General features: G+C 58.8%; 21 protein-coding genes and 1 pseudogene. 6 read left to right on the plus strand and 16 right to left on the minus strand.

Going from position 1 to position 26,780, the window contains the following annotated elements; translation table 11 throughout:
• Positions 1–95: 95 nt before the first annotated feature.
• From KDX30_RS14895 to KDX30_RS14905, 3 genes are read right to left on the minus strand one after another with little or no spacing between them, the layout of a single operon-like run.
• Positions 96–1,505 (minus strand): efflux transporter outer membrane subunit, encoded by a 1,410-nt coding sequence (locus KDX30_RS14895; protein WP_231676718.1) that lies wholly within the window; start codon positions 1,503–1,505, stop codon positions 96–98.
• A gap of 1 nt (position 1,506) precedes the next feature.
• Positions 1,507–2,538, minus strand: coding sequence for an HlyD family secretion protein (locus KDX30_RS14900; RefSeq protein ID WP_231676720.1), 1,032 nt, complete (start codon positions 2,536–2,538; stop codon positions 1,507–1,509).
• The gene (locus KDX30_RS14905) at positions 2,535–4,064 is read right to left on the minus strand and encodes an MFS transporter (RefSeq protein WP_231676722.1); all 1,530 of its coding nucleotides are present in this window, start codon (positions 4,062–4,064) and stop codon (positions 2,535–2,537) included. The genes KDX30_RS14900 and KDX30_RS14905 overlap by 4 nt, the downstream gene beginning before the upstream one ends.
• Positions 4,065–4,151: 87 nt before the next feature.
• Here KDX30_RS14905 and KDX30_RS14910 point away from each other — a divergent pair, with 87 nt between their 5' ends.
• A complete protein-coding gene (locus KDX30_RS14910) occupies positions 4,152–4,907 on the plus strand; it encodes an IclR family transcriptional regulator (protein ID WP_231676723.1) in 756 nt (251 codons plus the stop codon).
• 116 nt (positions 4,908–5,023) lie between these two features.
• On the opposite strand, the gene KDX30_RS14915 is transcribed toward KDX30_RS14910, so the two are convergent.
• Positions 5,024–6,061: an ABC transporter substrate-binding protein gene (locus KDX30_RS14915; protein WP_027902828.1), complete on the minus strand. Its 1,038-nt coding sequence runs from the start codon at positions 6,059–6,061 to the stop codon at positions 5,024–5,026.
• Between the two features lie 286 nt (positions 6,062–6,347).
• On the opposite strand from KDX30_RS14915, the gene KDX30_RS14920 reads away from it, so the two are divergent.
• Positions 6,348–7,508, plus strand: a complete 1,161-nt coding sequence (locus tag KDX30_RS14920; protein WP_231676725.1) for a DUF1624 domain-containing protein — start codon at positions 6,348–6,350, stop codon at positions 7,506–7,508.
• A gap of 158 nt (positions 7,509–7,666) precedes the next feature.
• On the opposite strand, the gene KDX30_RS14925 is transcribed toward KDX30_RS14920, so the two are convergent.
• The 12 genes and pseudogenes from KDX30_RS14925 to KDX30_RS14975 form a co-directional block, all read right to left on the minus strand.
• Positions 7,667–8,395: a DUF4198 domain-containing protein gene (locus KDX30_RS14925; protein ID WP_122394758.1), complete on the minus strand. Its 729-nt coding sequence runs from the start codon at positions 8,393–8,395 to the stop codon at positions 7,667–7,669.
• Between the two features lie 16 nt (positions 8,396–8,411).
• A complete protein-coding gene (locus KDX30_RS14930; RefSeq protein WP_231676727.1) occupies positions 8,412–10,526 on the minus strand; it encodes a TonB-dependent siderophore receptor in 2,115 nt (704 codons plus the stop codon).
• Between the two features lie 130 nt (positions 10,527–10,656).
• A complete protein-coding gene (locus tag KDX30_RS29765; RefSeq protein ID WP_406643890.1) occupies positions 10,657–11,424 on the minus strand; it encodes a methyl-accepting chemotaxis protein in 768 nt (255 codons plus the stop codon).
• A gap of 90 nt (positions 11,425–11,514) precedes the next feature.
• Positions 11,515–12,603: pseudogene (locus KDX30_RS29770) on the minus strand (cache domain-containing protein); the annotation flags it as partial.
• Positions 12,604–12,763: 160 nt separating this feature from the next.
• On the minus strand, positions 12,764–13,546 hold the full coding sequence (locus KDX30_RS14940) for an IclR family transcriptional regulator (protein WP_231676729.1): 783 nt from the start codon (positions 13,544–13,546) through the stop codon (positions 12,764–12,766).
• A gap of 270 nt (positions 13,547–13,816) precedes the next feature.
• Complete coding sequence (locus KDX30_RS14945; protein WP_122708833.1) at positions 13,817–14,395, minus strand: sarcosine oxidase subunit gamma; 579 nt, start codon at positions 14,393–14,395, stop codon at positions 13,817–13,819.
• Positions 14,396–14,398: 3 nt separating this feature from the next.
• On the minus strand, positions 14,399–17,320 hold the full coding sequence (locus KDX30_RS14950) for a 2Fe-2S iron-sulfur cluster-binding protein (RefSeq protein WP_231676737.1): 2,922 nt from the start codon (positions 17,318–17,320) through the stop codon (positions 14,399–14,401).
• On the minus strand, positions 17,317–17,622 hold the full coding sequence (locus KDX30_RS14955) for a sarcosine oxidase subunit delta (protein ID WP_099271046.1): 306 nt from the start codon (positions 17,620–17,622) through the stop codon (positions 17,317–17,319). Before KDX30_RS14955 ends, KDX30_RS14950 begins: the two co-directional genes overlap by 4 nt.
• 12 nt (positions 17,623–17,634) lie before the next feature.
• On the minus strand, positions 17,635–18,876 hold the full coding sequence (locus KDX30_RS14960; RefSeq protein ID WP_099271045.1) for an FAD-dependent oxidoreductase: 1,242 nt from the start codon (positions 18,874–18,876) through the stop codon (positions 17,635–17,637).
• Positions 18,858–19,763: a bifunctional methylenetetrahydrofolate dehydrogenase/methenyltetrahydrofolate cyclohydrolase FolD gene (folD, locus tag KDX30_RS14965; RefSeq protein ID WP_231676739.1), complete on the minus strand. Its 906-nt coding sequence runs from the start codon at positions 19,761–19,763 to the stop codon at positions 18,858–18,860. The genes KDX30_RS14960 and folD overlap by 19 nt, the downstream gene beginning before the upstream one ends.
• Positions 19,760–20,626 (minus strand): formyltetrahydrofolate deformylase, encoded by an 867-nt coding sequence (gene purU / locus KDX30_RS14970; protein WP_231676741.1) that lies wholly within the window; start codon positions 20,624–20,626, stop codon positions 19,760–19,762. Before purU ends, folD begins: the two co-directional genes overlap by 4 nt.
• Positions 20,627–21,069: 443 nt before the next feature.
• Positions 21,070–21,675, minus strand: coding sequence for a helix-turn-helix domain-containing protein (locus KDX30_RS14975; RefSeq protein ID WP_027901065.1), 606 nt, complete (start codon positions 21,673–21,675; stop codon positions 21,070–21,072).
• 291 nt (positions 21,676–21,966) lie between these two features.
• Here KDX30_RS14975 and glnT point away from each other — a divergent pair, with 291 nt between their 5' ends.
• From glnT to KDX30_RS14995, 4 genes are all read left to right on the plus strand, one after another.
• The gene (gene glnT / locus KDX30_RS14980) at positions 21,967–23,301 is read left to right on the plus strand and encodes a type III glutamate--ammonia ligase (RefSeq protein ID WP_231676743.1); all 1,335 of its coding nucleotides are present in this window, start codon (positions 21,967–21,969) and stop codon (positions 23,299–23,301) included.
• A 141-nt stretch (positions 23,302–23,442) separates the two neighbouring features.
• A complete protein-coding gene (locus KDX30_RS14985) occupies positions 23,443–24,348 on the plus strand; it encodes a class II glutamine amidotransferase (protein WP_231676744.1) in 906 nt (301 codons plus the stop codon).
• Positions 24,349–24,359: 11 nt separating this feature from the next.
• Positions 24,360–25,043, plus strand: coding sequence for a GltB/FmdC/FwdC-like GXGXG domain-containing protein (locus tag KDX30_RS14990; RefSeq protein WP_095097189.1), 684 nt, complete (start codon positions 24,360–24,362; stop codon positions 25,041–25,043).
• 15 nt (positions 25,044–25,058) lie between these two features.
• Positions 25,059–26,402: an FMN-binding glutamate synthase family protein gene (locus tag KDX30_RS14995; RefSeq protein ID WP_027901061.1), complete on the plus strand. Its 1,344-nt coding sequence runs from the start codon at positions 25,059–25,061 to the stop codon at positions 26,400–26,402.
• Positions 26,403–26,780 lie beyond the last annotated feature (378 nt).

Below are 26,780 nucleotides of genomic sequence, written 5' to 3' on the forward strand. Positions count from 1 at the left end.
TCACTCCTACAGGTCCCGTGTTTGCTGCGCGACAGCGTGGTGTCAGTGACACCGGGGCGGCTCCCACAGTTATGTGGACACTCGTCCATAGTGTTTCACCCCTTTGGCCAACCACCACCCAGTGCGCGGTACAGTCTGATCCGGTCAATCGCAGCCGCCGTCGCGCTGTCCACCAGAGCACTTTGGGTATCCAGCAATGCCCGTTGCACATTCAGCACGTTGATGAAATCTGCTGCCCCTTGTGTGTAGCGGTCGCGGGCGGTGCTCAGGGCTATGTTGTTCTGGCTGACGGCTTCTTGCAGGGCGCTGTGCTTCTGCTTCTCTGCGGCGTAGTCGTTCATGGCGTTATCGACTTCATGCCAGGCGCCGAGCACGACACGCTGGTAATTCAACGCTGCTTCCTGTTCCTGGCGTTTACGCAGTTCCAGAGTGCCGGTCAGGCGGCCACCCTGAAAGATCGGCAGGTACAGGCTAGGGCCATAGGTCCATTGGCGGGAGCTCCACGCACCCACATCCGAGCCGTCCCGCGCTTGCGTACCGAAGCTCGCACCCAGGCTGATCCGTGGATAAAAGTCAGCTTGTGCAACGCCGATTGCTGCGGTGGCTCTGTGCAGGGCGGCTTCGCTTTGCTGGATATCCGGGCGCCGTTGGGCGAGTTCCGAGGGCAGCCCCAGCGGCACGTCCGGTGCCGGATGAGGAATGCTTTTCGGTTCTAGCAGTTCAGCGCTCAACGCACGAGGTGGTTCGGCGAGCAGATAACTCAGGGCGTTGATCAGGCGATCCTGTTCGGCACCCAGGGTTGGAATCACTGCCTCGATGGTCGCCACTTGAGCAGCCGCGTTGGAGGTGTCGAGATTGGTAGTCACGCCGTTGTCGAAACGGGCCTGAGTCAACGCCCGGCTCTGTCTGGCGATCTCCAGGTTCTGCCGGGCTACACCGAGCTTGGCCTGCACGCCGCGCAGACGAATGTAATCGGTGGCGGTCTCGGCGGCGATGCTCAACAGCACGCCGTCGCGCTGGGCCTGGGTCAGCTCGATTTCCGCATCGGCGGCTTCGACGTTGCGCCGTACACGCCCCCAAAGGTCAAGCTCCCAACTGGCGTCCAGCGTGGCGCTCCACAGTTCAAACGGGGCCTGGCCTTGTTCGCCGGAAGGATCATTAAGGCCTTCGGCACTGTTGCGTGCACGACGGTAACTGCCATTGGCGGCAACACCGGGTAATTGCTGGCTGCCGGTTACCTGACGCATGACCCGGCTTTGTTCCAGGCGATTACTGGCGGCGCGCACGTCGAGATTGGCCTTGGCAGAGCGCTCCACCAGTGCGGTCAATTGCGGGTCGCCCAGTTGCTGCCACCACTGGCTGTCAGCAGGGCTGCCCGGTGCCGTACCGGGGCGGACGTTGGTCTGCCAGGTCTGCGGCAGTTGCGCTTGCGGGCGTTGAAAGTCCGGGCCGACCGAGCAGGCACCGAGGCTGACCATGGCGGCGAACAGCAGGCAACGTTTCATCTCAATGCTCCTGCGCGGTGTCGATACGCGCCACGACCGACATGCCGATCCGCAGCTTCTGCAGATCCGGCTGATCGGCATCGAACCTGATTTTCACCGGCATGCGCTGAGTGACTTTGGTGAAATTGCCCGTCGCGTTATCCGGCGCAATCGGCGAGAACGAGACACCGGTCGCCGGGGCAATACTGTCGATGTAACCGCTGAAGGTGTGATCGGGGAAGCTGTCCACGCTCAGCTCGACTTTCTGTTGCGGCTGCATGTGAGCCAGTTGGGTTTCGCGGAAGTTGGCGACCACGAAGGCGTCCTGCAACGGCACAACGGCCATCAAGGCTTGCCCCTGAGAAACATAAGCGCCGACCCGGACCGAGCGCTGGCCGACCATGCCGTCTTGCGGTGCGGTAATGCGGGTATAGGACAGATTCAGATCCGCCTGTTGCAAGGCCGCTTGGTCCTTCTCCAGCGCCGCCTTGGCGACTTCCAATTGTGCCTTGAGCACATCCAGACTCCTGGACGCCGCGACGCGCGAGGCTTCATCACGATCTCGAGCTGCCTGCCAGCCCAGCAGTTCGGCATCGGCTTTCTGGCGTTCCTGCTGAGTACCGGCACCAGCGTTGGACAGGTTCAGGTAACGCCTGGCGTTTTCCTGAGCGAACTTGAGTGATGCAGCGGTGGCGCGGGTGGTCGCGGCGGCTTGATCGATGACCGCAGCCTGACGCTGGATACTGGCCTTGAGGTTCTGAATCTGTGCCGATGCTGCTTCAACGTTGGCTTTGGCTGACAGTTGTGCGACCCGGTAATCGGCGTTGTCGATTTCAGCCAGCAAGTCTCCAGCCTTGACCCACTGGTTGTCGTCAACGGCGATTTTGCTGATCTGCCCGGAAAGGCGCGGCGAAACCAGTACCGAGTCGGCGCGGATATAAGCGTCGTCGGTCTGTTGCACGGTGCCGCCGCTGATCAGGCGATAACCGATGTAAGCGAGACAAACGACGACGGCGACGCAGGCCAGGGAGAGGGCGGTTCTGTGCTGTTTCATGACGGTACCGGAGGTTGCGGTGGATAGGCGCGCTTGGGCAGGGTCAGCAGAATGACCAGCAAAACGCCGATGACGGCCAGCAATGCGAGGAAGGCATCACTGAAACTCAATACGTAGGCCTGTTCCTTGACCTGACGGGCCAGCGCAGCAGTGCTCTGAACGCTGTGCAAGGGCTCAAGACCCTGCAGCCTTGTGCCCACTCCGTCGAGCAGAACGTTGGAGTGGAAGTGCTCGCGATGGGTGACGAAGTTTTCCAGCGCAGCCCCGGCAATCACTGAAAACAGCCCGCGCAGTGTGTTGACCATGGACGATGCGAACGGACCTTCAAGGGGTTGAATCACGCCAGTAGCATTCATCAACAATGGCACTACCACCAACGGCTGGCCGAAGGTATGCAGTAATTGCAGCAGGTAGAAATCGTCGCGAATCCATTCGCTGGTGATCTGTGAACCGCCAAGGCAGGCGATGGTCAGCAAGCCGAGGCCGGAGGCAATTACATAGCGCGAGTCGACCCAGTTGCGGTTGATTACCAGCGCCACGAGCGGGGCAATCAGCAGTTGCGGCAAGGCGATAATCAACGCCGTGGGCATGGTTTGCAGCGGGCGGTAACCTTGAATCTGAGTCAGATAAGACGCCGGAATTGCGCTGCCTGCCAGCCCGACAAAGAGAAACAGACACAACGTGATCAAGCCGTAACTGAAGTTGCGGCGCTTGAGCAATTGCAGCTTGAACAGCGGCAGCGGATGAAACCATTCATTGATCAGAAACGCGGGCAGACACACTGCAGCGCCCAGTAACAGGAAGCTGATCAGTGATGAGTTGAGCCAGTCCAGACGCTCGCCTTGGGTGAGGGCGATGACCAGCATGGTGATGCCGCTGACCCCCAGCAATGCGCCGCGCCAGTCAGCCTGTTTGAAGCGTTCAAGACGCAACGGGTCCTGGGGCAATCCATACGCAATCAGCGCCGCACCGATCAGCCCTGAAGGGATGATCTGCCAGAACACCATTCGCCAATCGACGCCTTCGGTCCACAGTGCAGCCAGTGGCATCGCCAGGTTGGGGCCGAAGGTAGCCGTCAGCGCGTAGGCGGACAAACCGTACAACTTGATATGCCAAGGCAGAAAACGTAACGCGGCCGTCATCAACAACGGCGGCAGCGCACCGCCTGCGATGCCTTGCAATATGCGTAGGGTGACCAGGCTTTCCAGGTTGGGCGCGAAGGGAATGATGGCGCCGAAAAAAGTAAACGCGAAGGTCGCGACAATGGCGAAGCGGCGCAGGGAAAAGGTCACTGCAAACCAGGGGGCAAGCAACATGGCCGAGACTTCGGCAGCAGCGTAGACGGAGCTAATCCAGGTGCCGTCATCGTGTCCCAGACCGTACACGCCTAAAATGTCGGCCAGCGTGATATCGGTGACGCGATCATTGATCCCGGAGGTCAGAGCCGCAATCAGCACGCCGATCAGACCCAGGGCCAGACGGAGTGTAAAGGGAGCCGGAGAGGGCGGTGGGGAAGGCGCTGACACGTAAAAAATCCTGCTGAGGGTGTTTCAGTTATTAACTGCAAGGCGGTACACTGTATCAATCAGTGGTACTTATGACAAGGTGTGTCCATGACGACGACGGATTCAGATCGCGGTGGTGTACAGGTTATTTCCCGTGCAGCGGCGATCCTGCGCAGCCTCGAAGGAGAGCCTGCTGGCTTGAGCCTTGGGGAAATCGCCAAACGCTGTGAATTGCCTCGCTCCACGGTGCAGCGACTGGTCGATGCGCTGGCGCTTGAAGAGCTGCTGGAAGTCCACGGACGAGGCGGAATCTGTCTGGGCCCGGCGCTGATGCGTCTGGCTTCTCACAGTCATGTGGACATCGTGCAGAAGGCGCGGCCTTATCTTGAAAAGCTTGGGGCGGAAACCGGCGAGACCATTGTGCTGGCCAGTGCTGCGGGGGCTGAGCTATTGATTTTGCACACCGTGGTGTCGAGTCATTCCTTGAGGGTTTCTTCCGGGCCCGGGGGCATTCTGAACATCTATGGCATTGGCGGTGGTAAGGCCTTGCTGGCCAGGATGGACAACGAGTCAGTGGTCAAATTGATCGGCCGCAAGATCAAGGCGCTGACGGCCAACACCCTGACCTTGCCGCTGCTGCTTGAGCAACTGGATGAAATACGGCAGAGCGGGATCGCGTTCGGTAATGAAGAACATACCCAGGGCGTGGCGTCCGTGGCCGTGAGTTTGCAGACGCCGCAGGGTTTCTACTCGATTGACGTGGCGGGCCCGGCCTGGAGAATTGTCCAGGCCAGGGAAAGCATCGAGAAAGCGCTGCTCAAGTGCCGGGAAGAGTTGATGAGCGGGTTGCGGGGTGTCGAATAAGAGCGTCTGCCAAAGACTTGAGCAGGACCCTGTAGGAGCTGCCGAAGGCTGCGAAAGCGATCATCCTGAAACACCGCCATCGCAGCCTTCGGCAGCTCCTACAGTCAGGTTTAATCTCAGCTACCCTGCAACGGCTTCGCATCCTGGAAGAAGTAGTCCTTCCACGACGCAGGCTTGTTCTTGATCGCGCCGACGCGGTGCAGGAATTCGGCCAGTGGGTAAGTGTTCTTCGGTGTGATGGTGAACTCGAAGTCCTTGTTGTCGATGATTTTCAGCAGCTCATCTCGATCAATCTTCGCCTTGGTGACACGAATGTAAGTGTCTGCCGCAGCACCTTTGTCTTTACGAATGAAGTCTTCAGCTTCGCTAAGCGCCTCAATGAACGCCTTGTAGGTCTTCGGATTCTCGTTGCGGAATTTTTCAGTGGCGAACAGCAGCGTCGGCGAGTTCGGACCCAGCAGGTCATAGGTGTTGAGCACCACATGCACGCCTTTGGCTGCTACTTCCTGCTCCTGGAATGGCGGGTTGGAGAAGTGCCCGGTCAGCTCGGTGCCGCCTGCGATGATGCTTGCCGCTGCGTCAGGGTGCGGCAGGCTGACAGTGTATTTATCCAGTCGCGCATATTCCGCATCGCCCCACAGTTTGGCCGACGCATATTGCAGATAACGTGACTGAACCGAAACGCTCACCGCAGGGACTGCGATGCGATCCTTCTCGGTGAAGTCCGCGATGGTTTTTACCTTGGGATTGTTGCTGACCAGGTAGTACGGAAAGTTACCCAACGAAGCGACGGCCTTGACGTTCTGCTTGCCGTGGGTCCGGTCCCAGATGGTCAGCAATGGCCCGACACCCGCACCGGCAATATCAACAGCGCCGGTCAGCAGTGCGTCATTGACGGCTGCGCCACCCGACAATTGCGTCCAGTCGACCTTGATGTCCACGCCATCCGCCTTGCCGTGCTTCTCGATCAGGTTCTGATCACGCACGACGTTGAGTAGCAGGTAAACGATGCCGAATTGTTCGGCGATGCGCAGTTGTCCTTCAGCCTGCGCGGCGGTTGGCATGGCGAAGCTGCCGGTCAGAAGCGTCGCCGCCAGGCCCAGCGAGGTGGCCAGACGGGAAAGTCGAGGGCGACGTGTCGAGGTGTTTGTCATGCCGTGCTCCAGCGTTGAACAGAGAAGATGCGAGGGATAGGCAGACGATATAGGTATAAGAAAAAATATTTAAATAACATTAGTGAATAACGTTATGGCGGTTAACTGACTGGCTCCTGCACACCCGTGAGCGTTCTGGAGCAGATCCTGCATAACCTCACCACGGCTAATTGTACTGGTTGTTGATATAACATAACATTAATGCGCTTTTTCAAGATTGTGCGCAGTCGTTCGTTTGAACTGATAGCAGCCGCTTTCGCACCAATCCCTCACCATGAGTTTTTCAATGACGACCCTCCCTCTGAAGCCTCAGGCTTCCACTCGATTGCAATCGATTGACGCGTTGCGCGGCCTGATCATTCTGTTCATGTTGCTCGACCATGTTCGCGAAACCTTCCTGCTGCACCTCCAGGTTTCAGACCCGATGGACGTGACCACCACGCCGCCTGAATTGTTTTTCAGCCGCACGCTGGCGCATCTGTGTGCGCCGCTGTTCATCTTCCTGACCGGTCTGTCGGCTTATCTCTACGGCGAACGCCACGGGGCGAGTGAGGTGTCTGGCTTTCTGTTCAAGCGCGGGCTGTTCCTGATTGCTCTGGAAGTCACGCTGGTGAACTTCGCCTGGACCTTCCAGTTCCCGCCGACCACGGTTTACCTGCAAGTGATTTGGGCCATTGGTTTGAGCATGGTGGCCTTGGCGATCCTGGTAAAACTGCCAAGACCTGCGCTGGCGGTAATCGGCGTGGTAATCATTGCCGGGCATAACCTGCTGGATACGCTGCACTTCACTCAGGAGTCGGCGATGTATGTGCCGTGGGCGATCCTGCATGATCGCGGTTGGCTTGTGCCTTGGGATGGTTTGCGTCTGCGCACGTCATATCCGTTGCTGCCGTGGATCGGTGTGATTGCCCTGGGTTACGCGGCGGGTCCGTGGTTCGCATCCGGTGCTGATGCGCGCAAGCGTCAAAATAGTCTGGTATTAGCAGGATTGGGTCTGCTGGCGCTGTTCTTCCTGTTGCGTCTGGTGAACGGTTACGGCGAGAAGCCCTGGTCGATCGGTGAGACCACCGTGCAGACAGTGATGAGCTTTTTCAATATCACCAAGTACCCGCCATCGCTGTTGTTCCTCAGCCTGACGCTGGGCATCGGTATGTTGTTGCTGGTCTGGTTCGAGAAGGCAGCAGGGCGGGCGTGGTTCAAGCCGTTGCCGGTGTTCGGTGCTGCGCCGATGTTCTTCTACCTGTTGCACCTGTATGTGCTGAAGATTCTGTACCTGATTGCCGTGGCGATATGGGGCACGAACAAAGGCAATTACTTTGGCTTCGATTCGGTGGGCGCGGTATGGTTGTGTTCGGTGTTGCTGGCGGTAGGTTTGTTCCCCGCCGTCAAAGCATTTGCCAGCTTCAAGGCGCGGCGTAAGGACATTGCCTGGTTGAAGTATTTCTAATATCTGAACTTGTAGGCGCGGTGTCTCGAGGCAAACGCTAGACCTGTAGAAGCGCACGAGCACCGCGAGGCCGCGATAGCGATCTGTCTGAAACACCGCTATCGCGGCCTCGCGGTGCTCGTGCGCTCCTACAGAAAAGCATTACAAATCAGGTGTTATCACTCGTGATGCGCCTCACCCACAAACGTCAGCGATGTAAACAACCCTTGTTCGTCAATGTCCGGATTGCCGCTGACTTTGACCACGGTCTCGGCTGCAATGACGTTCAGTCCCTCGTTGCGCACCACGACACTGGCCCGGCCTTGGGCGTCAGTGGTTGCGCTGACTTCATCCGGCTGGCTGCGGTAGTCGCCGATCAGTTTGATCCCTGCCAGCGGTTTGCCATCCAGCAGTACTTGCACCGGTAACGCTTTGCCCGGGCCGACGCTCAGCGGGTCGGCCAGCGGCACGATGACCAGTTTCAAGCCTTTCAGTGTTGGTAACTTCACGCCCGGTTCGTAGATCGCCAGGCTGTACTTGAAAGTCTGCAAGGCTGTAACCGCACCGGGGACTTTGGTGCGGCCTTCGTTGGTCCATTTCTTGTCCGCAGTCTGCGACCACATGCCATTGTTCAGCGCGACTGACATCACCGCCGGCCTGCTCAAAGGTTGTAGACGGGCATGGTCGGCAAGGCGTTCGACGGTCACCGGGATCATCTTGCCATTCATGTCATAGGCCCAGGCGCCGCTGACTTTTTCCGCTTTGAACTTGCTGTCCTCGGCACCATGGCCGTAAACCACTTCGATGTTGCCGCGCCGCTCTTCGGTCCATAGCCCATGTGCATTGGCCTGTTGCATGGAGAAAGCGCCGAGCAGGCTCAGGGCCATAATTGTTTTTGGAAAATGCATGGTAAGTCCTTGTTAATCAGAGGCTGAGGGTAAGGCTGACGGTGAAGTTGCGTGGTTCGCCGGGGGCGACCCAATAATTGCTGTAGGAACGCTCGAAGTATTTCTCGTCGAAGAGGTTGTTCAGGTTCAGGCCAACGGTGACGTTTTCATTGGCCTTGTAATGCGCCAGCAGGTCGACGGTGTGGTATGCGGGCAGCTCGAAGCTTTTGCCTGCCTCGCCGGACCGGTCGCCGACATACGTGAACGCTGCACCCAGATCCGAGCCTTTAAGCAGGCCGTTCTGAAACTCGTAAACCCCGAGCAGACTGCCGCTGCGTTTGGCCACGCCGAGGATGCGGCTACCCGTGGGAATGGTCGTGTCGCCTTTGGTGACCTCTGCGTCGATGTAGGCAAACGCGCCAATCACTCGCACCGCATCGGTCACTTGCCCGGTGAATTGCAGGTCGACACCCTGGCTGCGCGCCTTGCCAATGGCGCGACTGAAGTCGGTGCCCGGTTCGGGCGTCAGTACGTTTTCCTTTTCGATATGGAAAGCGGCGACGGTGGCGCTCAGACGATCATCGAACAGTTCGGTCTTGATGCCGGCTTCATAGCCAACGCCTTCCTCGGGATCGAAGCTCTTTCGAGCAGCGTCAGTACCGTTATTGGGCTTAAACGAAGTGGAAGCGTTGGCGAACAGGCCGACTTGCGGCGTGAGCTGGTAGAGCAGGCCGGTGCGGTAGGTCTGCGCGTTGTGCTGCTGCTTGTTGGTGAGGTTGACGGTGTAGTCGTCGATGCTCTGTTCGAAATGCTCGAAGCGCGCGCCGATCATGCCGCGCAGCTTGTCGGTGAAAACGATCTGGTCCTGCAGGTTCAGCGCCTGGCTTTCGACGTGCTCGAAGAAGTCCGTACCGGAACGTATGCCGCTGGGCTTGGGCTGGCCGTAAACCGGTTGGTAGATATCGATGGCATACGGGCTGCCCGCGGTATTGGTCACGCGCTCGTTCTTGCGGTAGTTCTCGTACTCGGTGCCGATCAACAGTTGGTGCTCCCAACTGCCAATGTCCACCAGACCGCGCAGTTCAAGCTGGGTAATGCTGTCGTGCCAGTTCATGTCCCGCTCGCGGTAGCGGCGATTGACCGTACGGCCGTCAGCATTCAGTGCGCGGCTTTCCGAGGCGTAACCGGACAGCTCACCTTCCTTGTAATGACTGGCCAGACGCAACGACCAGAAGTCATTCAAGTGATGCTCCAGCGCCGCCTGGATCATGTTGTTGTCGTTATCGATGTCGCCGTCGTTTGGCTCACCGAGGAAGGTTCGCCGGGACATGCCGCTCCACTTGTTGTTGGGGGCGACGATGCCGCGGTCAAAGGTCGAGGTATGACGGACAAACTCGGTCTCCACCGACAGAGACGTGTCCGGACTCAGTTGCCAACTGAACGTCGGAGCAACGAAAACCCGTTTGCTGTCGACGTGATCGCGAAAGCTGTTGTTGTCTTCTACCGCGAGGTTCACTCGGGAAAGCACGCTCTTGTCGTCATTCAGCGGAGCGTTGACGTCCAGTGCGGTGCGGTAGCGGTCCCAACTGCCTGCACTGGTCTGCAGTGTGGTGAAGGCATCGGCCTGAGGTTTTTTAGTGACGATATTTACCGTGCCACCAGGGTCACCTCGACCATACAGGCTGGCAGCGGGACCTTTGAGCACTTCGATGCGTTCGACATTGGCGGCGTCCGGTGTGCTTGGGTAGCCACGGTTGGCGCTGAAGCCGTCCTTGTAGAACTCGGACGTGGTAAAGCCGCGAATGCTGTATTCGTAGAGGGTCAGGCCGCCGAAATTATTCTGTTTCGATACGCCACCGGCGTAATCCAGCGCGCGCTCCACGTTATGACTGCCCAGGTCCTTGAGCACGCTGGCGGGGATCACGCTGATGGATTGCGGAATGTCTTTGATCGCCGTATCGGTCTTTGTGGCAGTGGCGGAGCGGGTGGCGCGGTAGCCGCTGACCGGGCCCGTCGCTGACTCATAATTGGCGTCAGCGTTGACCGTGATCGTGTCGAGTTCATAGGTTTGCGGTGTTTGTTCTGCGTAGCTGGCGTCGGCCAAAAGACCAAAAGCGAGGCCTGCGAATGAGGCCATTTTGCGAGGGGGCATTTCTGACATTCCTTTTAGATTCGTTACAGTATAACGTCTCTATCGGGAATTATTTCTATTTGTGTTGAAGGCTGGATGTTTCTGAATGTTGCGGCGGGTCGAAGTGCTTATCTCGACCCGCCGCTACCCATCAAGTCCGGAAACGCTTGACCAGACTGTCCAGTTCGCTGGACAGGGCGGCCAGACTGCGGGAGTCGGCACGGGCTGACTCGGCAAGTTCGGCCACCAGCTGCGCATCGCCATGGATCTGGCTGATGTGCCGGTTGATGTCTTCCGCTACATGGTGCTGCTCTTCAGCAGCGGTCGCGATCTGGGTGTTCATGTCGCGGATCACATCCACCGACTCACGGATCTGCCCGAAGCTGCTGCGTGCCTGGCCGATTTTCTCGACCGATTGCTGCGACACGGCGAGGCTGGCGTTCATTTGTTGCGTCACCGACGACGTGCGGCGGGCGAGGGTACCGAGCAGGTTATCGATCTCGGCGGTGGAATCAGCCGTCCGCTTGGCCAGAGCCCGGACTTCGTCGGCCACCACCGCAAACCCGCGACCTTGCTCACCGGCCCGCGCTGCTTCGATGGCTGCGTTGAGTGCCAGCAGGTTGGTCTGTTCAGCAATGGAGCGAATGGTGTCGAGAATCGACTGAATGGCGTTGCTGTCTTTTTCCAACTGCACCATCGCGGTGGCTGATTGGGACAGTTCAGAACTCAACTGATCAACGCTGCTCACCGCATCGTCGATCTGGCGCTGGCCTTCGCGGGCCTGACGCTGGCCGTTGTCTGCCGAGTCCGCGGCCTGACTGCACGAGCGGGCGACTTCGTTGGCCGTGGCGACCATTTCATGGAAAGCAGTCGACACCATGTCAACCGCTTCACGCTGACGTCCTGCGGCGTCGGCCATGTTGTTCGACACCTGGGTCGAGCTGGTGGAGGTATCGAGAATCTTGTTCGCGGCCAGGCCAATGTGCTGGATCAGGCTGCGGATCGCGGCCAGGAACTTGTTGAACCAGTTAGCCAGTTGCGCCGTTTCATCATTGCCGCGCACATCCAGGTTATGGGTCAGGTCGCCTTCACCTTGAGCAATGCCTTCCAGACCGCTGGCCACGCTGCGAATCGGGCGCACGATGAGCGAGGCGAAGCTGGCGCCAAGGATTGCGAAAATAATCGCCAGTACTGCAGCAATTACGGCTATCAGCCAGGTCAGGCGTGTGGCCGATCCCATCACTTCGTCCTGCTTGATCAGACCGATGAAGTTCCAGCCCAATTGTTCGGATGGGTACACGTTGGCCATATAGCGCTCGCCATCAAGTTCGACTTCGACCAGTCCCTTGGTGGTTTTGGCCAGTTCGGCGTAACCATCGCCAAGGTCGGAAATTTTCTTGAAGTTGTGCTCGGGTTTACGTGGATCCACCAGAATGTTGCCGCTTTTTTCCAGCAGCATCAGGTAACCGCTTTCGCCCAGTTTGATCTGCTTGACGATGCTCGTCAGCTGCTTGAGTGTTACGTCGATGCCCACCACGCCGCCGGGGTTGCCCAGTGAGTTACTGATGGTACGCCCGGTATTGACCATCACCGCGTCGTCAGCCGCCCAATAATAAGCGTCGCTGCGCACGACCTTGCCCGGAGTGGCCAGGGCCGCCTTGTACCAAGGTCGGACTCGCGGGTCGTAATCACCGAATTTCTGGCCTTCAGGCCAAGGTACATAACTGCCGTTGGCGAGGCCGTAGGAAATGTAGGAGTAAGCGGGGTGGCTTACGCCCATGCGGTCGAACAGGGCAATGATGCTCTTGTCCGTTTCGGATTCGGGAGCATTTTGCTGATCAGAGGTCATGAAACTCTTTAGGCCATTGCCTGCACCGGTCAGCAGAGGATTGGCAGCAAGGTATTCAACGTTTTGGCTGATCCCGTCGAAAAACAGCTGCATCGCATTGGCGACCTGCCGTATTTCACGGCCACTGCTGTCGGAGAATCCATCGGTCGCATCGCTGCGCAGGTTGATGATGACGATGCTGGCAACGACGATGATCGGCAGGGACGCGATGACCGCGAATGCCCACGTCAATTTCTGTTTGATATTCATCCATGCTCCGATTGCAGTTCTGGCTAACACCCTGAGCAGTCTCAGGAGGGGTTTGGCAGGCACGCAGATGTGTTGCTAATTAGTATTATGGTATGCCGCTATCGGCAGTATTTCGGAGTTCTTGAGCAAGACGTACCGGGGGAAATCGGTTGGCGCTGAATCAGAGGGTTTGCGGTGCAAAACCCAGGTCGCGACTGATGCCGGCACTGCATTCAAAAAGCAGTTGCTGGAAGCGGTCCGTGGCACCTTCGGGATCCATGACCGCATCCGGTCCGGAGAGATTGATTGCTGCCGTTACATGGCCGTTGTGATCCCGGACAGACGTTGCAATCGCTGTGGAGTAGTCGGACAGATGCAGTACCCACCCGCGGTCCCGGTCCTCGGTGATCAGTCGTTGCAATTCAGGCAGGGTTCGCGGGGCGGGAGTGGGGTAGTCGTCCAGCCGCACGTGTTGATACAGCTGTGCCAGCTCTGTTTCGTTCAAGGCCGTCAACAATATCCGCCCCATGGCCGTGCAGTGACAGGCGATACGCGTGCCGATGGGGATGTTGACCGAAAGCCGCTGGGCTGCAAACGCGCGGAACAGATACAGGCTGTCGGTTTGTTCGCGAATGCTCAGGTGGCAGGACAGCGAGGTGCGGTCGCGCAGCAGGTTGAGGTGTGGCATGGCCACTTCCACGATGTCGCGACTGGCCAGGTAACTGAAGCCGTCGCTGATGACCCTGGCTCCCAGCTCGTACTGCGTGTTGAGTTTGTTCAGGTAGCCCATGCTGGTGAGGGTAAACAGAATCCGGTACACCGCCGACGTGCTGACGCCGAGGCGCTCGGCGATTTCCTGAATGCTCAGGCTGCGAGTCCGGGCGTTGAACATCCCCAGCACACTCAACCCCCTAGCCAGGGCCGGGACGCTGTAATCGGTGTCTTTTTCAGAGGTATCGAGCATAGGTAATTCCGCAGGTGCTGTTCGGATGAGGTAGGCGTTGAACCGATCCTGTAGGCGGTTTCATGTGGGAGCCGCGTCGGTGTCACTGACACCGCGCTGTCGCGCAGCAAACAGATATCAATGTGGGAGCGAGGCTTGCCCGCGATAAGGGCGCCGCGGTTTATCAGATAGACCGCGGTGCTTGTATCGCGGGCAAGCCTCGCTCCCACAGGTTCTGGTGTGATCCCGCGATTTTGGCTTTTTCATCCTTCGCCACATCAACACCAGCGATCACTTGAGAATCAACACCCCGTCAAACTCGCCCATGGCATCCAGCACGGCGCCCTTGAAGTACTCCAGTGAAGCGCGGTCGCAGAGGAGCTGGAACGCGGGCAACTCCTGCGAGCCCAGGTTGATAACGATCACATTGATCCGCGCCGCTGAGGTTTGCGCTACTGCGCCCTCCGGGAACGCCTGCGGGCGCAAATCCACGCCGCAGAGTTTGGCCATGACTTCGCTGACGTGTAGGCCACTGAGTTGTAGCCAGGCGTGGCTGTCTTGCCGGGGCAGCAGGTAGTTGGCGTTGTGATCCAGCTCCCAGCGGGCTTCTTCGTCGGCGATGCGTTGGCCTTCATCCTCAAGGCTGCCCAGGATCAGGTATTCCGTCTGAGACAGCCGGGCAACATGACTGCCGTCGGCCTGGGTCACCGCACGGTTTGGCGCGTCCGGCAGATAGAAGCCCCGAGCGCTGAGGTACTCGGCGCTTTGCTGGCCGCGAAAACCGACTCTGGGTACATCAGTCAGGTCAATCAGGGCGCATTGTTGGAGCGGGCCTGGCCCGATGTAACGTTCCGCTTGCAGGCTGGACATGGCTCAAAGCTCCTGACGTTGGTTTTCGGGATCGAAGAATGGCAGTTTTACGACCGTGGCCTGGACCACCACGCCGCCTTCGACGCGAATTGGAATCTGTTGCCCCGGCTGGCTCTGATCGAATGCCGCGTAGGCCAGACCAATGATCTTGCCCAGGCTCGACGAGTATTCGCAGGACGTGACGTTGCCACTGATGTCCGGACATTTCAGTACCAGATGACCTTCCAGCGGCTGCGGGCTGTTTTTCGGCAGGGTGAAGCCCACCAGTTTGCGTTTCATCGGTTGTGCTTCGAGGATGTCCACCGAGCGTCGTCCGACAAAGAACGGCTTGGTGCGGCTGACCGCCCAACCCATGTCGATTTCGGCCGGGTGGGTCATGCCGTCGGTGTCCTGACTGATGATTACGTGACCTTTTTCCAGGCGCAGCAAACGCTGGGTTTCCACACCAAACGGGCGCATGTCGTGTTCTTTGCCCGCTTCGATCAGCGCGTCCCAAAGCTTGAGCGCATGACGTGCCGGAACGTGGATTTCATAACCCAGCTCACCTACGAAACCGACCCTCAACAAGCGCGCCTTGATCCCTGCGACCGTGCCTTCGCGCACCCCCAGATAGGGAAAGCTTTCTGCGGATAAATCCAGATCGTTGCAGACCTTTTCCAGCACCTTGCGCGAGTCCGGTCCGGCCACGTTGACCGCGGAAATTGCGGCTGTGACGTTGGCGATGTCGACGTTCAGGCGCCACTGGGCGTTCCACTTGAGCATCTGCTGATAGATGCGATCAACGCCGCTGGTAGTGGCGGTGACGTAGAAGTGGTTGTCGGCGAAACGTGCACACACTCCGTCATCGATCACCACGCCGAGCTCATTGGTCATCAGCGCGTAGCGTGAGCGACCCACCGGCTGTTTGATGAAGGCAAAGGTGTACATGCGGTTAAGCAGTTCGGCGGCATCCGGGCCGCGCACATCCAGACCGCCCAGCGTCGATACGTCGATGATGCCGACCTTGTTGCGCACGTGCAGGGCTTCCTGCTGCATGCAGGTTTCCCGCTCATGGGGTTTGCCGTAATAGGCCGGGCGCTGCCAGATGCCCGCGGGCATCATCTTGGCGCCTGCTTCGACGTGGCGCTTGTGCATCGGTGTCTGGCGATATGGATCGAACGCCCGCCCGGCTACATGGGCCAGCTTCTCGGCTTCGAACGGTGGACGAGCGGTGGTCACGCCGGTTTCGCTGACGCTGCGTTGTGTTGACGAAGCCACCAGCCGCGCCGTGGGCAACGCCGAATGGCGACCCTGCGACGGCCCCATGCCGACGGTTGAGTAGCGTTTGACCAGTTGCACATCGCGATAGCCGATGCGGGTGGCATTGATGATGTCGCGCACCTGCAGGTCCTCATCGAAATCGACGAAATCCTTGCCTTTGGGATGGGGGAAAATCGGCCACGGGAAGTTGACCTGCGCTTCGGCCTGCAAGGGCAGGGGTTTGACGCTCAATTCAAGACTCAGGGCGACGACGATGTTGGCCGCCGCGTGAGTCGCATCAGCCAGCACGTTGTCCAGCGCATGGTAGCCCTGAGCCGAACCGGCCACGCTGAGGTTGTTCGGCAGGCCGCTCAGGGTGAACTCGGCCAGTTGATCGTCGTAGCTGAGTTTGCCTCCAGCCTGACACAGCAATTGATAAACCGGCATGTAACCACCGGACATGCACAGCAGATCGCAGTCGACGATCTGGCCGCCGCCAGCCACCTGACCCTGGCCGGTAATCTTGCGCAGATCAACGCCGCTGACATGACGCATGCCTTTTTCATGCAGCGCCTCATACACCGTGCTGCCTTGGTGACAGCTGATGCCGCGTTGTTCCAGGGCCAGCAACAGCGCCCGGTCTGCCGGGTGAGCGCGCATGTCTACCAGCGCCGCCACGGTGACACCCTGTTCGTGCAAATCCAGCGCGGCGAGGTAGCCATCGTCATTGCCGGTCAGGACCACCGCTCGTTTTCCGGGTTTGACCGCATACAGCTTCATCAGGCGTTGCGCGGCGCTGGTCAGCATGACGCCGGGCAGGTCGTTATTGCGAAAAATCACCGGCTGATCGAATGAGCCGCTGGCAATCAGGCATTGGCTGGCGCGCACTTTGTACATGCGCTTGCCTTGAATCACCGGCAAATAGTTATCGGTGAACCAGGCGTTGCAGGTGGCTTGTTTGAGGACGCGAATGTTGGCGTGGTGCTCGACAGCTTCCACCAGTTCGCGGCGCAGTTGTTCGCTACGCTGGCCGTCGATGTCGAAACGGGCGTAGGTGAGCGAACCACCGAGAATGGGCTGTTGCTCAATCAGCAGTACTTTGGCACCAGCGTTGGCCGCCGTCAGTGCCGCCTGCAACCCGGCAGGACCGGCACCGATCACCGCCAGGTCAGTGAACAGATAGGCTTTGTCGTAATACTCGGGTTGAAACTTCAGGTCGAGCACGCCCAGCCCGGCTTTTTTACGAATGATCGGCTCCCAGACTTTCCACGCGCCCTTGGGCTTGTAGAACGAACGATAGTAAAAACCCACCGGCATGAATTTCGAGAATTTGCCGAGGTAGGCATCCTTATCGTTGTCCAGCGAACCGTTGAAGTTCTGTCCGCTGGCCTGCAAGCCTTCTTTCAGGGCGAAAGTATCCGCCAGCACGTTGGGCTCATGGGGCAGTTGAATCAGCGTGTTGGCGTCCTGGCCCGCCATGGTCAGCGGTCCGCGTGGTCGGTGGTACTTGAACGAACGCGACAACAGGAAGCGACCATTGGCGAGCAGGGCACTGGCCACGCTGTCGCCCTGATAGCCCTGATAGAGCCGGTCATCGAAACTGAAACTCAGGGGTTTGTTGCGGTCGATCAGCAGGCCCATCGGCGCGGCCAGTCGGGTCCCCCGGAATTCTTCAGGCGTGCTCATCGGGCGGTCTCCTTGGCGGGGGCAGCGGTAAATTCGACCCTTGAGGTGAACACCTCTTTGGGGTCAAAGGTGCGGATGATTTCATCGCTGCCGGTATGGCGCTCAACCAGAAACCAGTAGCTGGACGGCGTGTGCATCCACCATTCGCGGACTACGCCCAGCATGTCTTCGCTGTTGAACACGTAGTCGGCCCATTCGCTGTCGCTGCAGGTGGCTGGGTCCGGCATGTGCTTGAACTCGCCGCCGTAGGTGAATTCGGTGATGTTGCGCGGCCCGTTGAGCGGGCAATTCATGATCTTCATATTCCGCTCTCCTTAGTGGCTGGCCGCGGTGGCGCCCATTTCGTTGACTTGCTGGAAGGTCGAAAACCGCTCCAGGCCGAACGGCTTGATCAGGTCCGGGGTCTTGCCACCGCTGGCGACCAGCTCGGCCATGGTCTTGCCGCAGATGGGCGTTGCCTTGAAACCCCAGGTGCCCCAACCTGCGTCCAGGTAATAATTCTTCACCGGTGAAAGCCCCATGATCGGGCTGTAATCGGGTGTCATGTCCGTGATCCCGGCCCACTGCCGCATCAACTTGGCATTGGCCAGAAACGGGAACATTTCCACCGCGTGGGCCAGCAGGCTTTCTTTCAGATCCAGGGTCGATCGGGTGTTGAACAGCGGGTACGGATCGGAGCCGCCGCCGAAGACCACTTCGCCACGGCTGGTCTGTTGCACATAGCAGTGCAAGGCAGAAGAACTTACCAGCGGGTCGAGGAACGGCTTGAACGGCTGGGTCACCATGGCTTGCAGCGGGAAAGTCTGAATCGGTGAGCGAATGCCGGCCTTTTTCATCAGTTGTGAACTCATCCCGGCCACCGCCTGCACGGCACAGCCGCACTTGATGGTGCCGCGATTGGTCTTCACCGCAGTGATGGTGCCGTTCTCGATGACCAGTTCCTGAACCTCAGTGAGCTGGTGAATTTCCACACCGCGCTTGGCCGCTTGTTTGGCGTAGCCCCAGGCGACGGCATCGTGGCGTGCGGTCGCGCCGTCCATGTGCCAGAGACCGGCCAGCACCGGAATATGGCCTGGATCAAGGTTCAGGCTCGGCACCAGTTCGCGGATCTGCTGGCGGTCGATCATCTCTGTGCGGCCGCCAAAGTGCTTGTTCACCTCGGCGCGCTGCCGGAACGAACGCACCGTGGCATCGGTGTGCGCGAGGGTCAGCTGGCCGCGATGGGAGTACATGATGTTGAAGTCGAATTCGTTGGACAGCCCCTCGAACATCCGCACCGATTCGGCATAGAACTTCACGCCTTCGCTGGTCAGGTAGTTGGAGCGAATCACTGCTGTGTTGCGTGCTGTATTGCCGCCGCCGAGATAGCCTTTTTCCAGCACGGCGATATTGGTGATGCCGTGGTAGCGCGACAAGTAATAGGCCGTGGCCAACCCGTGTCCGCCGCCGCCAATGATTACCACGTCGTAAGAAGATTTGAGCTCTTTGGGAGCGGGCAAGTCGACCTCGACCGGGTACTCCGAGCTCAGCCCGTATTTCAGCAGGTTGAAAGGCATGCGGCCTCCGATTGGCTACGTTGCGCGAGGGCCTGCTGGCGTGCAGCGGTGACCGTGTTTTTCATCAGGAAAGCGATGGTCATCGGCCCGACACCGCCGGGTACCGGGGTGATGGCTGAAACCTGGGGCAGGGCGCTGTCGAAATCCACATCGCCGACGAGTCGGCTGCGACCGTCTTCGTCGATACGGTTGATGCCGACGTCAATCACTACTGCGCCAGGCTTGAGCCAGTTGGCGTCGATCATGCGGGGCTTGCCGACGGCGGCGATCACAATGTCGGCGAGGCGGCACAGTGCCTTGGCGTCGGTGCTGCGTGAATGCACGATGGTGACCGAGCAATGGGCCTGCAAAAGCAAGGCGGCCATGGGCTTGCCGACGATATTGGAACGGCCGATCACCACTGCGTGCTTGCCGCTCAGATCGCCACAGGCTTCACGCAGCAAATGCAGGCAGCCGCTGGGTGTGCAGGGTGTAAGCACGTCGCGACCCTGGCTGAGACCTCCGACGTTTTCACTGTGAAAACCGTCCACATCCTTGCCCGGATCAATCGCCTGCAACGCGCGGGCTTCCTGGATGTGGGCGGGCAATGGTAGCTGTAGCAGGATGCCGTTGACGCTTTGGTCAGCGTTCAACTCTGCGATCAGGTCGAGCAATTGAGTTTGAGTAATGTCGGCGTCCAGGCGGTATTCCAGCGAGCGGATTCCAGCCTCTTCAGCGCGCAGGATCTTGTTGCGCACATACACCTGACTCGCCGGGTCCGCACCCACCAGAATCACCGCCAGTGCCGGTTCGATGGCGTCTTTTTTCAGGGTGCTGACGTCCAGTTTGACCTGGGCAAGGACCCGCGCGGCGCTGGCTTTGCCGTCAATGATTTTGCTCGCGTTCATCGGAACACCACCGTTCTGTCCTGATTGAGGAATACCCGGTGCTCCAGGTGATATTTGACGGCCTTGGACAGCGCAACGGTTTCGGTATCGCGGCCCATCGCGACCAGATCAGCGGGCAGGTAGGCGTGGTCGACGCGCTGTACTTCCTGCTCGATGATCGGCCCTTCGTCCAGATCACTGGTGACGTAATGCGCCGTAGCGCCGATCAGTTTCACGCCGCGTTCGTAGGCCTGGTGATAGGGTTTGGCGCCCTTGAAGCCGGGCAGGAACGAGTGGTGAATGTTGATCGCCCGGCCGGAAAGCTGCTTGCACAGGTCGTCGGAGAGGATTTGCATGTAGCGCGCCAGCACCACCAGATCGGTGCGGGTGTCGTCGACGACCTTCATCAATTCGGCCTCCTGACTGGCTTTGCTGTCCTTGGTCACCGGCAAGTAAATAAAACGAATGCCTTCGCGTTCGGCCATCGGGCGCAAGTCCAGATGGTTGGACACGATGGCGGTAATGGTCATGTCCATTTCGCCCTTGTGATAGCGGTACAGCAGATCCGTCAGGCAGTGGTCGAACTTGCTGACCATCAACAACACACGCATCGGCTGGCGGGTGTCATGCAGTTCCCACTGCATATCGAATGCCTTGGCCACCTCGTCGAAGTTGGCCTTGAGCTGGGCTATATCGCCAAGGTGCCCGTCGTTGAAACGGAACACCGCACGCATGAAAAACCGACCGCTGAATTCGTCGTCGAACTGCGCCATTTCACCGATGTAGCAGCTGTTGTGCGCCAGATAGGAAGCCACGGCAGCCACAATGCCGGACGTTGCCGGACAGCTGATCTTGAGAATGAAATGGTTCTTTTCGTGTTGCATGGCTTGTCCTCGGAGAAGTGGCGGCAGCTCAGCGCAGGGCGAAAATTCATCAGTAAAAAGGTTTTTTCTGGGTGAATAAAAATTCCCATCAGGAATTAAATATTCATGAGGCGGTTTTATAGGCGAAAGAAAATCCTGCGTCCAGAATTTTCTGGAAACTTTTTTTACTGTGGGGAAATTTTACAAGGCGGGGTGACGGTGACGAAACAGGCAGGCCACTACTGCCTGGTCTGGAATACCGCCCGGACCAAGCTGAGCTTACGCAGGTTCTACGCAATCCCGTAGGACCGGCTTTAGCCGGGAGGGCGATATTTCTCGCGAAGGTGATTTAGTGAATGATTCGACGTCCTCCCGGCTAAAGCCAGTCCTACAAGCTCAAGAGCTCAGCAAGCTTTCAGGCCAACATAGAATCCCTAATGGCTGCATTCAGTCAGCGACCCCCCTTACTCCCCCTGCGCCCCATAATTCATGATCGACAACAAGCGGATTGGCACTTTGACCAGTTCTTCCGGGCCATGGGGAATGTCGCCGTCGAAGGTCAGGCTGTCACCGGCTTCCATGCGGTACAGCTGGTTGCCGTGGCGATATACCAGTTCGCCCTCCAGCAGGTGCAGAAACTCGGTTCCGGGGTGGGAGAAGGTCGGGAATTCCTCGCTGGCGTCGTCCATGCTCACCATGTACGCCTCGAAACTCTTCTTCGGGCCTCGGGTGTGGTTGAGCAGGTGGTAGGTGTGGCCTTTCTCAGTACCGCGCCGGACCACTTCAAGTCCTTCATCGGCCTTGACCAACAGCGCGCTGCTGCCTTTCTGATCGTACTGGGCGAACAGCTTGGACATAGGCATGCCCAGCACATCACACAGCCGACTCAGGTTATCCAGACTGGTGGAGACCTGTGCGTTTTCGATCTTGCTCAGCATGCCCTGACTGATGCCCGCGATACGCGCAACGTCGGCCAGCTTCAGCTCCTGCGCCTGGCGCTGGCGTTTGATCTGAATGCCCAGGTACTGCTCAAGCTTCAACTTCGGTTCAGGTTCGTTCGGCATGTTCATCAGGTGTGCACGTTTTCCGTTCGTGAAATTTAATTTCGCACTGAGAATGTGCGTTTTTTCCCGCTCTTAATTTTTCGGCGGCTGATTATTCCTCGTGGGAAAACGAGTTTCCCATATATACAGCAGAATTTCGCCCCTCGATTCCTTTCTGCCGTTGGTATACCAAGTTGGCAAGTAGCTTGCATTCCTGCTGGGAAAGTAACTTTCCCTTTCGGAATATTCAGTGTTCCGATGGAAAGTGAAACCGTCATCCCTACTACAACGCTTGCCTATCGCGAGGAGTGATCACTCATGTTGCCACCAGAAACACAGCGCTTGATCGAGGAGCACGGGATCAAATACGTGCTGGCGCAATTCGTCGATATTCATGGCGCGGCGAAAACCAAATCGGTGCCGGTTTGTGGTCTTGAGGCCGTAGCCGAGGCGGGTGCCGGGTTCGCAGGCTTCGCTATCTGCGGCATGGGTATGGAGCCGCACGGGCCGGACTTCATGGCCAAAGGCGATTTATCGACACTGATTCCCGTGCCGTGGCAACCCGGTTATGGCCGGGTGGTGTGCATCGGGCATGTTGATGGTCAGCCACATCCTTACGACAGCCGCTATGTGTTGCAGCAACAAGTGCAGCGTTTGAAAGACAAGGGCTGGACCCTCAATACCGGTTTAGAGCCTGAATTCAACCTGATGCGTCGCGATGAAAGCGGCAAGCTGCAACTGGTCGATGCCAGCGATAACCTCGACAAACCCTGCTACGACTACAAAGGCCTGTCCCGTTCCCGGGCCTTCCTTGAGCGTCTGACCGAAGCCTTGCAGCCGGTGGGCTTCGAGATCTATCAGATCGACCACGAAGACGCCAACGGCCAGTTCGAGATCAACTACACCTACAGCGATGCCATGGAGTCGGCGGACCGCTTCACGTTCTTCCGCATGGCGGCCGGTGAGATCGCCAATGACATGGGCATGATCTGCTCCTTCATGCCAAAACCGGACCCGAAGCGCGCCGGTAACGGCATGCACTTTCACCTGTCGATCAGCAGCGCCGAAAGCAAAAACCTGTTCTTCGATGCCAGCGACAAGCACGGTATGGGCCTGTCGAAAATGGCCTACCACTTCGCGGCGGGTCTGCTTGCCCATGGCCCGGCGCTGTGTGCCTTTGCCGCACCGACCGTCAACTCCTACAAGCGGCTTGTTGTGGGTAATTCGCTATCAGGCGCGACCTGGGCGCCAGCCTTTATTGCCTTTGGTGCCAACAACCGCTCGGCAATGGTCCGCGTGCCTTACGGCCGCCTGGAATTCCGTCTGCCGGACGCCGGGTGCAACCCCTATCTGGTCAGCGCCGCGATCATCGCTGCGGGCCTGGACGGTATCGACCGCCAGCTGGAACCCGAGCAGATCTGCAACGAAAACCTCTACAGCCTGAGCCTTGAAGAAATCGCCGCGCGCGGCATCAAGACGCTGCCGCAGTCCCTCAAGGAAGCCTGCGATGCGCTGGAAGCGGACCCGCTGTTCGCTGAAGTGATGGGTCAGGAAATCGTTGGCGAATTCATCAAGCTCAAGCGCATGGAGTGGGTGGAGTACAGCCGCCATGTGAGTGATTGGGAGATCAAGCGCTACACCGAGTTTTTCTGATTTAGCTGGGCGGCAGCTGCGAGTTTCAAGCTGCAAGCGGCAAGGAAAAGCAGTCTGCGGCAACGACACAAAACTATTTATCTACCCGGTCAGCTTGCAGCTTAAAGCTTGCAGCTTACCGCTCCCGAACAAGGTGAGGCTATGTGCGGAATCGTTGGCTTGTATTTGAAAAATCCGGCGCTGGAGTCCCAGCTCGGCAAGTTGTTTGAACCGATGCTCGAAGCCATGACGGATCGCGGCCCGGACAGCGCAGGGTTTGCGATTTATGGCGATGAAGTGGGGGACGGCTGGATCAAACTGACCTTGCAGTCGACCACTGAGGACTACGACTTTCAGGCGCTGGTTGCCGCGCTGGAAGATCGTCTGGCGACGTCTCTGGACTGGTTTCAGAACGCCAGCGCCATCGTGCTCAAGGTCAAGGCCGAAGAAGCGGTGGTGCGTGCCGCACTGGCTGAACTGGCACCCAGCGTGCGGATCATGAGTGCCGGCAAGAGCATCGAGATTCTCAAGGGTATGGGCCTGCCCAAGGAGATTTCCGAACGCTTCGGTCTGGCGAACATGAAGGGTAGCCACATCATTGGCCACACCCGCATGGCCACGGAAAGCGCGGTGACCATGGAAGGCAGCCATCCGTTTTCGACAGGCGCGGACCTGTGCCTGGTGCACAACGGCTCGCTGTCCAACCATTTCCGCCTGCGTCAGGAACTGCGCCGCGAAGGCATCAATTTCGACACCGAAAACGACACTGAAGTGGCCGCCGGTTACCTCGCCTGGCGTCTGCAACAGGGCGATTCGCTGAAGACCGCCCTGGACAGTTCGCTGGACGCACTGGACGGCTTTTTCACTTTCGCCATCGGCACCCGTAATGGCTTCGCGGTGATCCGTGATCCGATTGCCTGCAAGCCAGCCATCCTCGCTGAAACCGATGATTACGTGGCCATGGCCTCGGAGTATCAGGCGCTGTCGAGCCTGCCGGGTATCGAAAACGCCAAGGTCTGGGAACCCGTCCCGGCCACCATGTACATCTGGGAACGCGAGTCGGCTTAAGGAGCGCACACATGAAAACCATCGATCTTTCCACCTCCACCGTCCGCGAGCTGAATCAGGCGCTGCACGATCAAGTCAATAACGTGCAGGATCGCGAGTGGGTGGTGACTCACGCCAACGGCGCACACAACCTGGCGGTCGGCGTCAACGAAGCGGTGTCCATCGATATTCAGGGCCATGCCGGTTACTACTGCGCGGGCATGAACCAGAAGGCCTCGATCACCGTGCACGGCAATGTCGGCGTGGGTTGTGCCGAGAACATGATGTCCGGTTACGTGCGGGTCAAAGGCAGCGCGTCCCAGGCTGCAGGCGCCACGGCTCACGGCGGCTTGCTGGTCATTGAGGGTGACGCCGGAGCGCGCTGCGGCATTTCCATGAAAGGCATCGACATCGTGGTCGGTGGCAGCATCGGCCACATGAGCTGCTTCATGGGCCAGGCCGGGCGACTGGTGGTGTGCGGTGACGCGGGCGATGCGCTGGGCGACTCGCTGTATGAAACCCACATCTACGTCAAAGGCACTGTGGAATCCCTGGGCTCGGACTGCATCGAGAAAGAGATGCGCGCCGAGCATCTGGAAGAACTGCAAGGGTTGCTCAATCGCGCCGGTTTCGAGCACAAGGCCGCTGATTTCAAGCGCTATGGCTCGGCCCGTCAGTTGTACAACTTCAAAGTCGATAACGCGTCTGCGTACTGATTCAGGAGCCACACCATGAGCGACTCTATTAACCCGAAAGCAGCGACTCCCGTACTGCGCGAATCAGCGACCTTCGACCGGCTGACCATTCAGGAAATCCAGCGCGCCGCCGAAACCGGCATCTATGACATTCGTGGCGGCGGCACCAAGCGCAAGCTGCCGCACTTTGATGACTTGCTGTTGCTGGGCGCCAGCGTGTCCCGCTATCCGCTGGAAGGCTATCGCGAGAAGTGCGGCACCGACGTGATCCTCGGCAACCGTTTCGCCAAGAAACCGCTCCACCTGAAAATCCCGGTGACCATCGCTGGCATGAGCTTCGGCGCATTGTCGGCCAACGCCAAGGAAGCCCTGGGTCGCGGCGCGTCCATTGCCGGGACCAGTACCACCACGGGCGACGGCGGTATGACCCCGGAAGAGCGTGGTCAGTCTCAGCATCTGGTTTATCAGTACCTGCCATCGCGTTACGGCATGAACCCTGATGACCTGCGCAAAGCGGATGCCATCGAAATCGTGCTGGGGCAGGGCGCCAAACCGGGCGGTGGCGGCATGCTGCTCGGCATGAAAGTCACCGAGCGTGTGGCCGGTATGCGCACCTTGCCGATTGGCGTCGACCAGCGTTCGGCCTGTCGCCACCCGGACTGGACCGGCCCGGATGACCTGGCGATCAAGATTGCCGAGATTCGCGAAATCACCGATTGGGAAAAACCGATCTACGTGAAGATCGGCGCAAGTCGCCCGTATTACGACGTCAAGCTGGCGGTTAAAGCCGGTGCCGACGTGATCGTGCTCGACGGCATGCAAGGCGGTACGGCGGCAACGCAGGAGGTGTTCATCGAGCACGTCGGCCTGCCGATCCTTTGCTCCATCCCGCAAGCTGTTCAGGCGCTGCAAGAGATGGGCATGCACCGCAAGGTTCAGTTGATCGTTTCCGGCGGCATTCGTAATGGTGCCGATGTGGCCAAGGCCATGGCACTCGGTGCCGACGCTGTTGCCATCGGTACTGCGGCGTTGATCGCGTTGGGCGATAACCATCCACGTCTGGACGAGGAGCTGAAAAAAATCGGTTCGGCGGCGGGCTTCTATGACGATTGGCAGAACGGTCGCGACCCTGCGGGTATCACCACGCAGGATCCTGAGTTGTCCAAGCGTCTGGACCCGGTGGAAGGTGGCCGTCGTCTGGCCAACTACTTGCGGGTGCTGGTCCTGGAAGCACAGACCATGGCCCGGGCCTGCGGCAAATCGCACCTGCACAACCTTGATCCTGAGGATCTGGTGGCATTGACGGTTGAATCAGCGGCGATGGCGCGGGTGCCGCTGGCAGGGACTTCGTGGATTCCAGGGGCGGTTACGGGGTATTGAGAGATATGTGTTAGACGGCGCGGTGTCCTTGGGCACCGCGTTGTCGCGTGGCGAACTCGGTTTCCTGTGAGAGCGGTGCTTGGTCTGGGCGGCATTGCGACGATAAGAACACCGCGGTTTTACTGCAGGCCGCGTCGCTCTTTCGCGGCATAGGTATCTACACAACTTTCATGCAGCAATTCTTGTGTACATATCCGTTACCGGAGCCACGGCTGATATTGGTTGCGCTTTTACAGCGCCTCACTTTTGAAAGCGCAAAAGTAAGCAAAACGCTCTTGCCCGGTATGACTCACCCACATGGGTTACAAATCAGTTCACGCACATAGGTAACAGTTTTTAACTGGCAGGGTCGATTTCGCGAGGATCTGACCATGCCCT

Source organism: Pseudomonas quasicaspiana (assembly GCF_021147825.1).
Classification (GTDB): domain Bacteria; phylum Pseudomonadota; class Gammaproteobacteria; order Pseudomonadales; family Pseudomonadaceae; genus Aquipseudomonas; species Aquipseudomonas quasicaspiana.

Bases quoted from the DNA above. Each gene is read 5' to 3' on its own strand.
- KDX30_RS14895 (WP_231676718.1), bottom strand. From the start codon at position 1,505: ATGAAACGTTGCCTGCTGTTCGCCGCCATGGTCAGCCTCGGTGCCTGC.
- KDX30_RS14900 (WP_231676720.1), bottom strand. From the start codon at position 2,538: ATGAAACAGCACAGAACCGCCCTCTCCCTGGCCTGCGTCGCCGTCGTC.
- KDX30_RS14910 (WP_231676723.1), top strand. From the start codon at position 4,152: ATGACGACGACGGATTCAGATCGCGGTGGTGTACAGGTTATTTCCCGT.
- KDX30_RS14915 (WP_027902828.1), bottom strand. From the start codon at position 6,061: ATGACAAACACCTCGACACGTCGCCCTCGACTTTCCCGTCTGGCCACC.
- KDX30_RS14920 (WP_231676725.1), top strand. From the start codon at position 6,348: ATGACGACCCTCCCTCTGAAGCCTCAGGCTTCCACTCGATTGCAATCG.
- KDX30_RS14925 (WP_122394758.1), bottom strand. From the start codon at position 8,395: ATGCATTTTCCAAAAACAATTATGGCCCTGAGCCTGCTCGGCGCTTTC.
- KDX30_RS14930 (WP_231676727.1), bottom strand. From the start codon at position 10,526: ATGCCCCCTCGCAAAATGGCCTCATTCGCAGGCCTCGCTTTTGGTCTT.
- KDX30_RS29765 (WP_406643890.1), bottom strand. From the start codon at position 11,424: ATGGCCGACGCCGCAGGACGTCAGCGTGAAGCGGTTGACATGGTGTCG.
- KDX30_RS14940 (WP_231676729.1), bottom strand. From the start codon at position 13,546: ATGCTCGATACCTCTGAAAAAGACACCGATTACAGCGTCCCGGCCCTG.
- KDX30_RS14945 (WP_122708833.1), bottom strand. From the start codon at position 14,395: ATGTCCAGCCTGCAAGCGGAACGTTACATCGGGCCAGGCCCGCTCCAA.
- KDX30_RS14950 (WP_231676737.1), bottom strand. From the start codon at position 17,320: ATGAGCACGCCTGAAGAATTCCGGGGGACCCGACTGGCCGCGCCGATG.
- KDX30_RS14955 (WP_099271046.1), bottom strand. From the start codon at position 17,622: ATGAAGATCATGAATTGCCCGCTCAACGGGCCGCGCAACATCACCGAA.
- KDX30_RS14960 (WP_099271045.1), bottom strand. From the start codon at position 18,876: ATGCCTTTCAACCTGCTGAAATACGGGCTGAGCTCGGAGTACCCGGTC.
- folD (WP_231676739.1), bottom strand. From the start codon at position 19,763: ATGAACGCGAGCAAAATCATTGACGGCAAAGCCAGCGCCGCGCGGGTC.
- purU (WP_231676741.1), bottom strand. From the start codon at position 20,626: ATGCAACACGAAAAGAACCATTTCATTCTCAAGATCAGCTGTCCGGCA.
- KDX30_RS14975 (WP_027901065.1), bottom strand. From the start codon at position 21,675: ATGAACATGCCGAACGAACCTGAACCGAAGTTGAAGCTTGAGCAGTAC.
- glnT (WP_231676743.1), top strand. From the start codon at position 21,967: ATGTTGCCACCAGAAACACAGCGCTTGATCGAGGAGCACGGGATCAAA.
- KDX30_RS14985 (WP_231676744.1), top strand. From the start codon at position 23,443: ATGTGCGGAATCGTTGGCTTGTATTTGAAAAATCCGGCGCTGGAGTCC.
- KDX30_RS14990 (WP_095097189.1), top strand. From the start codon at position 24,360: ATGAAAACCATCGATCTTTCCACCTCCACCGTCCGCGAGCTGAATCAG.
- KDX30_RS14995 (WP_027901061.1), top strand. From the start codon at position 25,059: ATGAGCGACTCTATTAACCCGAAAGCAGCGACTCCCGTACTGCGCGAA.